The organism is Enterococcus sp. AZ171, assembly GCF_051714005.1.
In the GTDB taxonomy this organism is placed as follows: domain Bacteria; phylum Bacillota; class Bacilli; order Lactobacillales; family Enterococcaceae; genus Enterococcus_B; species Enterococcus_B pernyi.
In genome coordinates, this window is the sequence record NZ_JBIORA010000001.1 from 851762 (window position 1) to 866018 (window position 14257).

Consider the following 14257-nt stretch of genomic DNA (forward strand, 5'->3'; position numbering starts at 1 on the left):
CTGTAAACTATAGTTAAGGAGTGTTTGTATGAAAATGAAAGAAACCTTACAACTAGGAAAAACAAGTTTTCCTATGCGTGGGAATTTGCCAAACCGTGAAGGTGAATGGCAAAAAGAATGGGAAGAAAATCAAATCTATCAACAAAGACAAGCGTTGAATGAAGGCAAACCAAGCTTCATTCTTCATGATGGGCCTCCGTATGCAAACGGAAATATCCATTTAGGGCATTCTTTAAATAAAATTAGTAAAGATATCATCATCCGTTCAAAATCAATGTCTGGTTTTCGTGCGCCGTACGTTCCCGGTTGGGATACGCATGGCTTGCCGATTGAGCAAGTGTTGACGAACAAAGGGATCAAAAGAAAAGAAATGACGATGGCTGAATATTTGGAAAAGTGTCGTGAATACGCCCTTTCACAAGTAGACAAACAGCGAGAAGACTTTAAACGTCTAGGTGTTGCTGGTGATTGGGAAAATCCTTATGTCACTTTAGATCCTTCCTATGAAGCTGCACAGATCCGTGTGTTTGGTAAAATGGCTGAAAAAGGATATATCTATAAAGGATTAAAACCAATTTACTGGTCACCATCTAGTGAATCCTCATTAGCTGAAGCTGAAATTGAATATAAAGATGTCAAATCTCCTTCAATCTACGTCGCCTTCACTGTGAAAGATGGCAAAGGTCTTTTGGAAGAAGATACTGCTTTCGTTATTTGGACAACTACACCATGGACATTGCCAGCTAACCAAGGGATTGCTGTAAATCCAACATTTACGTATGTCTTAGTAGAAGCTGATGGTCGCAAATTTGTCGTTGCCAAAGATTTGATGGAAACGGTACAACAAGCAATTGGCTGGGAAGCAGTCCAAGTCTTAAAAGAATTTGCAGGACAAGAGATGGAATACATGACAGCGACACATCCATTCTATGATCGTGAATCTTTAGTGATATTAGGAGATCATGTGACGCTGGATGCCGGTACTGGATTAGTTCACACTGCACCTGGACACGGGGAAGATGACTATATTGCAGGAAATCGTTACAAATTACCTGTTGTTTCTCCCGTTGATTCTAAAGGTGTATTTACTGATGAAGCTCCTGGATTCGAAGGAATCTTTTATGACAAAGCAAATCCAATGATCACGGATCTATTAAAAGAAAAAGGTGCCTTGTTGAAATTGGATTTCTTCACCCATAGTTACCCACACGACTGGCGTACTAAAAAACCTGTCATTTATCGTGCAACACCACAATGGTTTGCTTCAATCAATGATTTCCGCCAAAACATTCTTGATGAAGTGGAAAAAGTTGATTGGATCATTCCATGGGGAAAAACACGTCTTTACAATATGGTACGTGATCGCGGCGATTGGGTCATCTCACGCCAACGTGCTTGGGGCGTCCCACTACCAATCTTTTATGCTGAAAATGGTGAAGCAATCATTACACCTGAGACGATTGAACATGTCGCTGAATTATTTGCGGCCCATGGCTCAATCATTTGGTTTGAAAAAGAAGCGAAGGACTTACTACCTGAAGGCTTTACGCATCCAGGATCACCAAATGGCGAATTTACTAAAGAAACAGATATCATGGACGTATGGTTTGATTCAGGTTCTTCTCATGAAGCAGTTTTACGTCAACGCCCTGAGTTATCTTTCCCAGCAGATATGTACCTTGAAGGCTCCGATCAATACCGTGGTTGGTTCAACTCAAGTATCACAACAAGTGTCGCGATCAATGGTGTTGCGCCATACAAAGCAGTTCTATCACAAGGGTTCACGTTAGATGGAGAAGGTCGAAAAATGAGTAAATCATTAGGCAATACGATCGTTCCAGATAAAGTGATCAAACAATTTGGTGCGGATATTCTACGTCTATGGGTATCTAGTGTGGACTACGAAGCAGATGTTCGTGTGTCTATGGATATTTTAGGTCAAGTTGCTGAAGTTTATCGAAAAATCCGAAATACGATGCGTTTCCTATTAGCAAATACGGATGATTTTGACCCTAAGAAAGATGCAGTAGCGTATGAAGATCGTCGTTCAGTTGATAAATATATGACAGTTCGTTTAAATCAAGTCATCAAAGAAATCCGTGAAGAAGGATATGATAAGTATAACTTTATGCAAATCTATCGCACAGTGATGAATTTCTTAACAGTTGATCTTTCTTCTTTCTATCTTGATTTTGCAAAAGATGTTGTTTATATTGAAGCAGAAAATGATCATCAACGTCGTTGTATGCAAACTGTTTTTTATGAAACAGCTGTTTCATTAACAAAATTACTGACACCGATCATTCCTCACACAACAGAGGAAATCTGGTCCTTCTTAAAAGAAGAGGAAGCTTATGTTCAATTAAGTGAGTTACCAGGATATGTTGAATATCCTAACCAAGATGAGTTATTAGATACATGGGCGGCCTTCATGGATTTCCGTGATAAAGTCTTAAAAGCACTAGAAGAAGCAAGAAATAGTAAATTGATCGGAAAATCATTAGAAGCAAAATTAACGATCTATCCAAATCAACAGGTGAATCAATTATTGACAGCAGTTGCTGCTGACATTCCTCAATTATTGATCGTCTCACCAGACTACTTTACGGTTATGCCAGAAAACATTGAAGCGCCTGAAAATACTTTAGTCTTTGATGATGTAGCGATTTTAGTCGAAAAAGCAGAAGGTGAAACATGTGATCGTTGCCGTCAAATCCGTAAAGATGTTGGAACTGATGAAAAATTACCACACTTATGCGGACGTTGCGCACAGCTTGTTGAAGAATTCTATCCAGAAGCAGTCGCAGAAGGTTTTGAATAGAAGTTAGTAAAAAACAACCAAACACATCTTGTGTTTGGTTGTTTTTATTACATCAAAGAGTATTTTTAAGCGAATAGCAAATGATTGGTCACTAATCCAATTTACCACGTTCACGGTACCAATGATCTGGTTGCCAGATCCATTCGAACCCGTCTTTTTCTAAAAGCTCGAATGCTGCTTCAGGACCCATAGAACCAGCTTTATAATTCGGGAAATCTGGTTGTACTTGATCCCAAACTTGGCGGATCACGTCAACGATATGCCAAGATTGTGCGACTTCTTCCCAATGAGAGAAGTTGGTGCTATCACCGTTCAACGCATCTAACATAAGCTTTTCATACGCTTCAGGACTATTTTCGACCATTTCAGCACTATTGCGATATTCCAGTTTGATTGGATCGGTGGCGAAGCCTTGACCAACTTTTTTTCCATTTAATGTAAATGAAAAACCTTCTGTTGGTTGAATATAGATAGTCAAAACATTTGGTGGTAACGTTGGATCACTACAAGGTTCGTCGATCGATGTTTTAAATACATTGACAGGTACTTGTTTAAAGACAATATTGATTCGTGTACCTTTTTCAGTAAGACGTTTCCCAGTACGTACATAAAACGGTACGCCAGACCAACGGAAATTATCGATCGTGAATTTTCCAGCAACAAATGTTTCAGTTGTTGATTCTGGATCAACGTTGTCTTCTTCACGATAGCCTTTGAATGTCTGATCATCTAGTTGACCTGCAGCATATTGCCCACGTACAAAATTTTCTAAGACTTCTTTTTTTTCATAAATACGAATCGCTTTTAACGCTTTGATTTTTTCTGATCGGATTTCTTTTTCGGAAAAGGCAACGGGGGGTTCCATCGCAAGTAATGCTAATACTTGAAGGATATGATTTTGGACCATATCTTTTAACGCACCACTGTGGTCATAGTAGCCGCCACGATCTTCAACACCTAAACTCTCACCAAAAGTGATTTGGATGTTGTCAATGTAACGATTGTTCCATTGAGACTCAAAAATATTATTGGCAAAGCGAATCGCAGAGATATTTTGGATCATTTCTTTACCTAAATAATGGTCAATACGGAAAATATCGTCTTCTGGAAAGACTTGTCGAATTTTTTCATTCAATTCAAAGGCTGAATGGAAATCAGAACCAAAAGGTTTTTCGATAATCAATCGATTGAAGCCAGTTTCAGTGATGATTTTCTGAGATTTCAAATGTGAAACGATCGTACCGAAAAATTGTGGAGCCATGGCTAAATAGTACATTCGATTACCATTCAAGTGGTATTTTTCATCTAAACGATCAGATAATTCTTTTAATGTTTGGTAATGAGAAGAATCATTGACATCATGAGATTGGTAATAAAAATGGCTAGCAAATCGTTCGGCTTCTTCGGCAGAAGGATTTAATGTTTCGATTGTTCCTTTAACCACTTCACGATAGTGTTCATCACTCCAAGGACGACGTGCTGTACCGATCACAGCAAAATGTTCGCTCAAGTTGCCCTTTTTGTATAAACGAAAAAGGGAAGGATACAATTTACGTTGTGCTAAATCTCCTGTACCGCCAAATATAGTAAATAATACGTTTTTTTCATTCATTATTTGGGTAATCTCCTTTACAGTTTATCAACAAAAATTGTGCTGGCGGCTTTAAAGCTGACAGGAATTTTTTTAGTTTTATTTTGGATGGTGATTGGTCCTTCATAGGCCGCTACATCAGTGATTTCATAAGTTTCATCAATATTGACATCGATTGTGACTAAATAGTCTAATAATTCCTTTTCATCAAGGACACGAGCAATCCGAATTTTGGTACCGACTGGGTAGGATTCCAGTGTTTGACGACGCTCTTCATGGACAACCTGTTCCTTTTTAGGGATAATGCCTCCATGTGGGCAATGTTTAGGATGATTTAAATAACTTTCTAAATGATCCGCAAGCTGTTCAGAAGTCACATGCTCAAGGACCTCAGCATCGTCATGAACCTCATTCCAGTTGTAATCTAAATGTTCGACTAAAAAAACTTCCCATAATCGATGTTTACGTATCAGGCTACTTGCTTTTATCAGTCCGCTATCAGTCAATTGTACACCTTGGTAAGGAGAGTGTTCGACTAGTTTTTCTTTAACGAGTTTAGAAATCATTTCGCTTACTGAAGCAGGTGACACTGCTAGGCTAGAAACGATTTGTTTATTATTGACTTTTGTTGTGTCACCGCCTAATTCCAGAATGATTTTTAAATAATCTTCTCGGTTTGGTGTCATATGCGATCATCCTTTCATGGTAAGAAACCATCACTTGTAAGTGTAACAAAAAAAACACAAATTGACTATTTTATGAGAAAAAAATAGGACGGAAATGTCGGTTTTTTTATTTTTCGTATTCCATCGTTTGTCCATCTTTCTAAGTAGTTATTTGAGATGTGTAGTGATCAAATAGCCGCTAATTGAAAAGTACTTTGCTCTTATCATAGCATAATTTGTTCGATCGTTGTGACCTAGAGGAAATTGCATGGATGAAACTTGTAAAACGAGACAAAGGGTTTAGAAAACAGCAATTTTCTAAACCCTTTGTCTCGTTTTTATAAAAAAGAAGTACGTTAATGAAGTGATTGGCAGTGTATCATCTACTAAGCTAGGATAATCATGATTTTTTTGATAATAAATAAGCGGAATCATTTGCTTCATCGTACAATAACATGTCGTTGTAAGAAAACGTTAGGTAAAAGCCATACTGATCTCTAACTATCAATTTTTCGGAGGTAACTTCGACTAATAGTGTTCCTAAAGAACGGTCATCAAGCCAAAAAGAATAATCAGAATGGATGGTCAGTTCATGGTGTGTTTGGCTGGTATCCGTAAATGACCAAGTTCCACAGTATTTATTCAAATGATCGACCTGTGCTTCTTTCTTTTTATGATCGAGTACTTTTTTTCCAGCAAGTGTTGCGATACCGGCAAGTAGGATATAGATGATTCTTTTTTTCATTTTTTTCCACTCCTTTGTCTTCATTTATGATAAAAGCATATTTTGCTTATTGTTCCTTTTCTTATAGTTTACTAAAGAAAGTGCATGATTTCTCTAAGACTTTCGACTGGTTTTTCAAGTGTTTTTAGTAAAAATATGGTAGGATACAGTAGTAGGGAGACAGGTGATGACTATTGGACTACCAAGATGTTGAAATTGCTTACTTCATTGAACGACCAAATCGCTTTATTGCTTTTTGTTTGAACAAAAAAGGAGAAGTAGTCAAAACTCATGTTAAGAATACAGGTAGAGGCAAAGAGTTGTTGCTTCCTGGTGCAGAGGTGGCGTTAGTACACATTCCTGGAACAAAACGTAAAACTGCCTATGATCTAATTGCTGTAAAAAAAGAGCAGCAGTGGTTCAATATCGATAGTCAGTTACCAAACCGATTAGCGATTGATGGAATTTTAGATGGGACGATCCACTTACCAAATTTAAATGGTGATATTGAGTTCTACAAACGTGAAGTGACCTTTGGAAAGTCTAAATTCGATATTTATTTAGAAACAAGTTGTGGTCAAAAAGCATTTGTAGAAGTCAAAGGGATGACCCTGGAAAACAAAGCAATAGGTGCTTTTCCCGATGCACCGACCATTCGTGGACTTAAACACGTCAATGAATTGATCCGCGCGCATCAAGAAGGCTATGAGACCTATATTCTTTTTATTGCACAATTTGAACACTTGCATCAAGCAACGATCCATGAACAGATGCAACCAGAATTAGCCACTGCTTTTCGTTTTGCTCAACAAGCAGGTGTTCAAGTAATCGTATATAATTGTCAAGTAACAGAAAAACAAGTGGTATTGAAACAAGCAATCCCATTTGACCTAAATACAGTTTTTGAAGATCCTAATTTATAGAAAGAAGGCGTAAAGATGATCCATTTAGGTATAATTGGCACAAATTGGATTACCCATCAATTTGTTCAAGCAGCATTAGCGACACGTAAGTATGAATTAACAGCTGTTTATTCAAGACATTTAGAAAAAGCGCAACAATTTGGCGCAGAATATGAAGGCGATATCGCATTCGCAACAGATTTAACTGTTTTTTTTGAGTTAGAACACATGGATACGGTCTATATTGCTTCGCCAAATAGTTTGCATTTTCAGCATGCGAAGCAAGCAATTTTGGCAGGGAAAAATGTGATTGTAGAAAAACCGGCATTTAGTACACCAAAAGAAATGGAAGAGATCATTCATTTGGCAAACCAAGAGAAAGTCTTTTTCTTTGAAGCCGCGCGAAATATCCATGAAGCTGGGTTTAAAAAAATTGCAGAATTTTTACCTTTGAAAGATGAGATCATTGGCGCAAATTTCAGCTATATGAAATATTCTTCTCGTTATGATCAAGTATTAGATGGGGAAGAACCGAATATTTTCTCTCCGCGTTTTTCAGGTGGAGCAATGATGGATCTCGGCGTTTACCTTGTCTACGCAGCTGTAGGTTGGTTTGGCAAGCCGCAAGAAGTCCATTATTTCCCTAGAAAAATAGCTACAGGTGTTGATGGATTAGGTTGGGGGATCTTGCGCTATGCTACTTTTGATGTAGCAATCCAACCGGGCAAAATTGGTGATTCATATCTACCTTCCGAGATTTATTTTGATAGTGGAACAGTGATCATGAATGGCGTCAATGCAATTGAGCAAGCAGAGTACCATGATCGTAACCACGAACAAATTGAAAAATTAGAGATCGTAGCTTCTGAAAATCCAATGAGTGAAGAGGCAGAAGATTTTGCGAATGTGATCATGAACCCTAAAGATCCACAATGGGGATTACAGTATGAAGAATGGGTCGAACTTGCACGAAACGTGAATCAAGTCGTTTATGATTTGCGAATCAGTGGTGGGATCGAATTCGATGCAGATAAAGAGGGAACTGAGTAATGACTGATTTTGTAAAACATTTTCCAACTAATTGGCAAAATAAATGGGAAGAAAAAGGGTTCACTGTCCCATCGTTTATCCAACAAGAAGTATTCACTGACTTAAAAGAAGGTAAAAGCTTGATTGCTGTTTCTCCAACCGGTTCAGGTAAGACCTTAGCTTATCTATGGCCTTTACTATTGAATGTGAAAAAAGGAGAGGCAAGTACCCTATTGATCCTTGCTTCTTCGCAAGAATTGGCGATCCAAGTTGCTGAGGTCACCCGTGAATGGGCAAAAGATTTAGCAATCTCTGTCCAATCTGTTGTGGGCGGTGCAAATGTCAAACGCCAAATCGAAGGACTAAAAAAGAAACCGGAAGTATTGGTAGGCACACCAGGTCGTGTATTGGAGTTGATGAAACAAAAAAAAATAAAGGCTCATCAAATCCAAACAATCGTATTTGACGAGGCAGATCAACTTTTTGATGAAGGAAATCGACCATTTATTGATCAAATCATTCATCAAGCGCCAACCGACTACCAATTAGCTTTCTTTTCAGCAACAGCCGATCGTTCCATCCAGCAAATCGAATCATTGACAAAACAATCGCTGAAAGTGGTCGACGTTACTAAAATGGATGATTCAAGGAAAGGACTTAGTCACTATTTTATCCGTGTTCCTGCTCGAAAAACAGAGGACTATCTAAGACGATTAGCCCATGTGGAAGGTTTCCAAGGTCTTGTTTTTTTCAACCAGTTGAGTGAGTTAGGCATGATGGAAGAAAAAATGAGTTATCGAGGAATCCGCGTGGCGAGTTTAGCATCTGACCAAAACAAGCTGTTACGAAAAGCGGCATTGAATCAATTCAAAGAAGGCAAAATCAGCATGTTGTTATCAACGGATGTAGCTGCTCGTGGGCTAGATATCGCGGAACTGCCTTATGTTGTCAATGTCTACGTTCCAATGACAGAAGAAACATATTTGCATCGTGCAGGTAGAACTGGTCGAATGGGGCAAGAAGGACAAGTCATCACCTTTGTGAATGAACATACACTAAGAGACTTAAAAAAAATGGCTCGACAAACAGAAACAGAACTCACTGAATTATTTATTTATGGGGGAGGCTTACAGACAGAAGCACCTGAAAAAGCCCCAACAAAAATGCTCCCAAAAAAGAAAGAATTAGGAAAAAAAGAAGCAAGTGAAACAGTTACAAAAAAAGTTGCTTCTTCTCCTAAAACAAAACACAAAAACAAGCATAAAAATAAAGGAGCAAGGCGCAAATAAGCGCCTTTTTGTGTTATTATATTGAAAATGGAAACAGGTCGTTTGGTTAAAGGAGAGTTATCATGAACGAAAGACAGGAAGAAATCTTGGATTTACTTACGGAAAATCATAAAGGATTGACAGCAACGGATGTTGCGAAGCAATTAGAGATTGATCGTAGTAATGCAAGTCGTTATCTAAGTGATTTATATAAAGCGCATTACATCGTGAAAAGCACTGGCAGACCTGTAGTTTATTCTATGCCTCCCAAAAAAACAGCTTCAGATAAAGTTCATGTGGACGCTTCTACACAAGTCACTTTTGAAACCCTAGTAGGGGAGAATGAATCATTAAAAGTAAGTATCCAACAGGCTAAAGCAGCGATTTTATATCCGCCAAGAGGATTGCATACGATTATTTTTGGGGAGACAGGAACAGGGAAATCGATGTTTGCTGAATGTATGTACCATTTTGCAATCGATTCGGAAATGCTTTCTCCAGATGCCCCATTTATTTCATTTAATTGTGCAGATTATGCGCAAAACCCACAGTTGTTGTTTGGACATATCTTCGGAATAAAAAAAGGTGCTTATACAGGTGCAACACAAGATAGCCAAGGTTTGATGGCTAAAGCAGATGGGGGGATCTTATTTTTAGATGAGATCCATCGCTTACCTCCAGAAGGGCAAGAGATGCTCTTCACGTTTATCGACAAAGGCGTTTATCGCCCATTAGGGGAGAGCGCACAAGTCCATGAGGCGTCTGTTCAGATCATCGGAGCAACGACAGAATCATCTGAAAGTTTTTTGACGACATTTAACCGCAGGATACCGATGGCAATCACTTTGCCAAATCTGGCCTCTCGTTCATTAGATGAGCGGTATGAAATCATTTCCTTGTTTATCAAGCAAGAAGCGAATCGTTTGAATCAGCGGATCGATATTGAAAAAGAAGCGATTTTAGCTTTTATGTTATACGACGCAGAGGGAAATATCGGGCAAGTGAAACGTGACCTGAAATTAGTCTGTGCTAAGTCATTCCTTCATTATCGTATGCACCAAGAAGAAAAATTAGTCATTCGAAAAGAAGAGTTATCCCTGCAAGTCCAAAAAGGATTATTACGAATCAAAGAAGTCCCTGAACGATTAGATCGCTTCATGGATAGTAAGAGTCAATATTTGACATTTGAGCCAGGATTCGCTGATGTGGTTTGGTCTCGGGACCCAGAAAGAAACATGCAAGTGTACAATGATATTGAAGAAAAGGTGATGTCACTTTCTGAAACGGGTGGCGAAAATATTGATCTTGAGACGTTGATCTCGAAAGATGTCGATGCCTATTTTCAAACGTATGTAAAAGAATTGACGAAAAGTACGATCCCTAAAGATTTACTTCCAGAAGACATCTGGCGTTTGACAAATGAGCTATACGATGTTGCTGAGAAACGACTAGACCGAATCTATAACCAAAAAGCACGCTTTGCCTTTGCCTTACATTTGCAAAGTACATTGGATCGTGTGAAAGATGGACATATGATCGTTCATCCAGACTTGAATAATATACGAAAGAAGTTCAAAAAAGAATTTCAAGTTGCAATCGATTTGTCTACGATCATTGAAGAAGATCAACAAGTAGAGATACCATTTGATGAAATTGGCTTTATCAGTATGTTTTTATCGATCAACCTCGGAGAAAGTGAACCAGTCAAAGAAAATAAAGTCGACGTGTTAGTCTTGATGCACGGGCGACAAACCGCTTCAAGTATGTTGGAGATGGCGCAAGCTTTACTCGGAACAACGATCGGTCAAGCGTTCAATATGCCATTAGAGATGGAAGTTCAATCCATGTACGAAGAAGTATTGAAATATGTAAAGAATCGTCAAAGCAATTTAACAAATGGGTTGATTTTACTGACTGATATGGGTTCACTGAATACATTCAGCGATTTGATCTATGAAGAGACGGGGATACGTACAAAAGCAATTACGATGACCAGTACCATGATCGTCATCGAAGCAATCCGGATGGCAAATGTTGGTAGAAGCTTAGAAGATATCTACCAAAGTATCCAAATGTCTTTTGAATCGATTGTCAAAGATCAATTTAAAATCGAAAAGCAGGAAATGAACGAACGGAAAAAAGCAGTGATCGTGACTTGTTTTACTGGAGAAGGGGTGGCAGCAAAACTGTATCAACGAATTGTGCCCGTTATCAATCAGGATAAAGTTGAAGTGATCCAAATGCAGTTTTTGGAACGTGAATCATTTAAACGCCACATTGATGCGTTATTGGAAGAATATGAGATCAAGGCGATTGCCGGAACTGTTGAGGTAGATTATCAAAATATCCCATTCTTCTCTGCCTATGACGTATTCGATGATGAAAAACTCAATACATTGAAACGCATCGCAGATGACGAAGTTCCGACAGCGAAAATTGTTGATTCATTAAAAGACTCATTGAATGCGATATCATCTGTTGAGCGTTTGATTCAAGCTTTGCAAAAAGCGGTCCAACAAATCCAAACAGACTTATCGATCATCGTTGAACCAGGTGTGGATACGGGTATCGTGATCCATGTTGCTTTTTTGATTGATGGTCTAATCAAACATGAAAAATTGCGTACATTTGATGATTTCCCCATTTTTGCAAAAATGTATCGCTTAGAAATGGATATTGTTCGAACGAATTTGATCGGGATCGAACGTAAATATGGTGTGAAAATCCCAGAACATGAAATTGCTTTTATCACACAAATGTTTATAGAAAATAAAATAAAAAAATGATTGAAATTACACAGTGTACACACTAACGATTAGTGTGTACACTGTGTTTGCTTGATTAGTGTTGTGAAAACGCTATTTTACCTATTTAGTGTTTGGCATGCTTCTTGCATTATAGTTATAGTGTAAAACCAAATTTAAAGGAGTGGAAAAAATGGAGAAAAAAACAATCATGTTAGTATGTTCTGCAGGAATGAGTACAAGTTTATTAGTAACAAAAATGCAAAAAGCAGCAGAAGAAAAAGGAATGGAAGCAGATATCTTTGCGGTTTCAGCTTCAGATGCTGACAATAACCTTGAATCAAAAAATGTAGATGTTCTATTATTAGGTCCACAAGTTCGCTTTATGAAAGCACAATTTGAACAAAAATTAGCGCCAAAAGGAATTCCATTGGATGTTATCAATATGCAAGATTATGGCATGATGAACGGTGCAAAAGTACTTGAACAAGCTGAAAAATTAATGAAATAATCAATCGTGAAGCTGGAGGTAGAATAGTGGAAGATCAACAAAATCTAGAAGCCATCATGGGATTGATCATGTATGGTGGAAATGCAAAAAGCGATGCAATGGAAGCGATTTCCGCGGCGAAAAAAGGAGATTTTGATTTAGCGGAGCAAAAAATCCGCGATGCTGAAGCCTCTCTGGTAGAAGCGCATCATTCACAAACTCAAATGCTCACGCAAGAAGCACAAGGAAATCATATGCAAGTAACGCTGTTGACTGTGCATAGTCAAGATCACTTGATGACATCGATCGCATTTACAGACCTTGCAAAAGAAATCATTGATTTATATCGTAGAACTTACGTTGAATAACCATAACACTTCTTTTTTGAACGGAAGAAGAAAAAAATTTTTGAACGGATTTTTTTAATTTGGTATAAGGAGTTATTCTTTATATAAAAACTTATAGGAGGAAGTAATAATGAATGGATTAACAAGTTGGATGGAAAAATACATCCTTCCAGTTGCCGGAAGAATCGGCGCGCAAAAGCACTTAGTGGCATTGCGTGACGCTTTTATCGGTACGATGCCTGCAACAATGGCTGGATCAGTAGCTGTAATGATCAACGCAATTATTCGTGATTTACCACAGCAATTTATTAGTACGTATGCTGACAGCTTAGCAGCAGACAAAGGTTTTTTTGCTGTATTGAATGTGATCATCGGCATCAATGGGTTCGTTTGGAATGGTACCTTAGCGATCGCCGGACTGATCTTTGCCTTTTCATGGGGATATAATTTAGCCCGTGCATATGGCGTGAATGATTTAGCAGGAGGGATCGTTGGTTTAGCAACACTGATCCAAGGAATCGCTTTTGGCCCGTCATTATCAGCTGCATTGAATGTCAATGTTCCACAAAATGTGGCAGATGCGATTAATGGCTCGGAAATTGGGGCAACGATTGCTGATGGCACTCTATCAGTTGGTTTGTGGGGATGGTTGAAATTAGATCATTTAAACGGTAACGCCTACTTTACAGTAATGATCATGGGTGCAATCTCTGTTATCATTTTCTGTAAATTGATGCTTGCTAATATCACGATCAAAATGCCTGACTCAGTACCACCCGCAGTTTCTAAAGCATTTGCAGCAATCCTACCAGCAACGATTTCATTATATGTCATCGCTATCATTAATTATGTTGTTGGACGTGTGGCAGATGGTCAACTGATCATTGATTTAGTACAAAAATATATTGCAGAACCTTTCTTAGGCTTATCACAAGGTATTGGTGCTGTATTAATCGTTACGATCTTCGTTCAGATTTTCTGGTTCTTTGGTATCCATGGTCCGAACGTATTAGCACCAGTATTAGAAGGTATTTGGGGTCAAGCACAATTGATCAACATCGATATCTTCCAAAAAGGTTACAATGGCAAAACAGGAACACCTGCAGTATTAGATGCGATTGAAGATGGTAAAGCTTACATGTGGGTACGTGGCTCATTTGATGCGTTTGCATGGTTTGGTGGATCAGGTGGAACAATCGTTCTATTGATCGCTATCTTACTATTATCAAAACGTGCAGACTACTTGACTGTAGCAAAACTTTCGATTGGACCTGGTATCTTCAATATCAATGAACCAGTGATGTTTGGTTTACCAATCGTCTTGAATGCGATCATGTTTATCCCATTCTTGGTTGCGCCGGTTGTTGCAACAACAATTGGTTGGGTAGCTACTTATCTAGGATTAGTCGCACCGGTATCCCAACAAGTGACTTGGGTCGTCCCACCGTTCTTGCTATCGTTCCTTGCAACAGGGGCAGACTGGCGGGCGCCGATTGTCACATTAGTATGTATGGTTGTGACCTTCCTGATCTGGGCACCATTTGTGATGTCAGCAAATAAAATGGATCCAGCAGCAGGAGAACCTAAATAATCAGTTGAAGTAGGGGCTATGGGCGATGACGATCCGTCAAATCCTTAGCCCTCGCTTCATTCGAGTGAAACTAAAAGTAATCAAT

General features: G+C 38.6%; 11 protein-coding genes. 8 read left to right on the top strand and 3 right to left on the bottom strand.

Annotated elements, in window-relative coordinates:
* Positions 1-28: 28 nt before the first annotated feature.
* Entirely contained in the window at positions 29-2821 is a 2793-nt protein-coding gene (gene ileS, locus IGJ49_RS04055) for an isoleucine--tRNA ligase (protein WP_438722492.1), read from the top strand.
* Positions 2822-2912: 91 nt separating this feature from the next.
* Here the strand turns inward: ileS and zwf are convergent, their stop codons facing one another.
* The 3 genes from zwf to IGJ49_RS04070 form a co-directional block, all read right to left on the bottom strand.
* Positions 2913-4436, bottom strand: a complete 1524-nt coding sequence (gene zwf / locus IGJ49_RS04060) for a glucose-6-phosphate dehydrogenase (RefSeq protein ID WP_194179777.1) — start codon at positions 4434-4436, stop codon at positions 2913-2915.
* A gap of 14 nt (positions 4437-4450) precedes the next feature.
* Positions 4451-5098, bottom strand: coding sequence for a metal-dependent transcriptional regulator (locus tag IGJ49_RS04065; RefSeq protein WP_010735969.1), 648 nt, complete (start codon positions 5096-5098; stop codon positions 4451-4453).
* Between the two features lie 379 nt (positions 5099-5477).
* Positions 5478-5822 carry a DUF4828 domain-containing protein gene (locus IGJ49_RS04070; RefSeq protein WP_010735968.1) on the bottom strand — a complete coding sequence of 115 codons (345 nt, stop codon included), beginning with the start codon at positions 5820-5822 and terminating at the stop codon, positions 5478-5480.
* 173 nt (positions 5823-5995) lie between these two features.
* On the opposite strand from IGJ49_RS04070, the gene sfsA reads away from it, so the two are divergent.
* The 7 genes from sfsA to IGJ49_RS04105 all read left to right on the top strand — a co-directional run bounded on the left by sfsA (position 5996) and on the right by IGJ49_RS04105 (position 14172).
* Entirely contained in the window at positions 5996-6724 is a 729-nt protein-coding gene (gene sfsA, locus IGJ49_RS04075; protein ID WP_019722912.1) for a DNA/RNA nuclease SfsA, read from the top strand.
* 15 nt (positions 6725-6739) lie between these two features.
* Positions 6740-7753 carry a Gfo/Idh/MocA family protein gene (locus IGJ49_RS04080; protein WP_010735966.1) on the top strand — a complete coding sequence of 338 codons (1014 nt, stop codon included), beginning with the start codon at positions 6740-6742 and terminating at the stop codon, positions 7751-7753.
* Positions 7753-9021: a DEAD/DEAH box helicase gene (locus IGJ49_RS04085; RefSeq protein WP_438722496.1), complete on the top strand. Its 1269-nt coding sequence runs from the start codon at positions 7753-7755 to the stop codon at positions 9019-9021. The genes IGJ49_RS04080 and IGJ49_RS04085 overlap by 1 nt, the downstream gene beginning before the upstream one ends.
* Before the next feature lie 62 nt (positions 9022-9083).
* Complete coding sequence (locus tag IGJ49_RS04090; protein WP_438722498.1) at positions 9084-11786, top strand: sigma 54-interacting transcriptional regulator; 2703 nt, start codon at positions 9084-9086, stop codon at positions 11784-11786.
* Between the two features lie 151 nt (positions 11787-11937).
* A complete protein-coding gene (locus IGJ49_RS04095) occupies positions 11938-12255 on the top strand; it encodes a PTS sugar transporter subunit IIB (RefSeq protein WP_010735963.1) in 318 nt (105 codons plus the stop codon).
* 26 nt (positions 12256-12281) lie between these two features.
* Positions 12282-12602: a PTS lactose/cellobiose transporter subunit IIA gene (locus tag IGJ49_RS04100; protein ID WP_010735962.1), complete on the top strand. Its 321-nt coding sequence runs from the start codon at positions 12282-12284 to the stop codon at positions 12600-12602.
* Between the two features lie 109 nt (positions 12603-12711).
* On the top strand, positions 12712-14172 hold the full coding sequence (locus IGJ49_RS04105; protein ID WP_010735961.1) for a PTS sugar transporter subunit IIC: 1461 nt from the start codon (positions 12712-12714) through the stop codon (positions 14170-14172).
* Positions 14173-14257: the final 85 nt, after the last annotated feature.

Bases quoted from the DNA above. Each gene is read 5' to 3' on its own strand.
- IGJ49_RS04065 (WP_010735969.1), bottom strand. From the start codon at position 5,098: ATGACACCAAACCGAGAAGATTATTTAAAAATCATTCTGGAATTAGGC.
- IGJ49_RS04085 (WP_438722496.1), top strand. From the start codon at position 7,753: ATGACTGATTTTGTAAAACATTTTCCAACTAATTGGCAAAATAAATGG.
- IGJ49_RS04080 (WP_010735966.1), top strand. From the start codon at position 6,740: ATGATCCATTTAGGTATAATTGGCACAAATTGGATTACCCATCAATTT.
- IGJ49_RS04070 (WP_010735968.1), bottom strand. From the start codon at position 5,822: ATGAAAAAAAGAATCATCTATATCCTACTTGCCGGTATCGCAACACTT.
- IGJ49_RS04090 (WP_438722498.1), top strand. From the start codon at position 9,084: ATGAACGAAAGACAGGAAGAAATCTTGGATTTACTTACGGAAAATCAT.
- ileS (WP_438722492.1), top strand. From the start codon at position 29: ATGAAAATGAAAGAAACCTTACAACTAGGAAAAACAAGTTTTCCTATG.
- IGJ49_RS04105 (WP_010735961.1), top strand. From the start codon at position 12,712: ATGAATGGATTAACAAGTTGGATGGAAAAATACATCCTTCCAGTTGCC.
- IGJ49_RS04095 (WP_010735963.1), top strand. From the start codon at position 11,938: ATGGAGAAAAAAACAATCATGTTAGTATGTTCTGCAGGAATGAGTACA.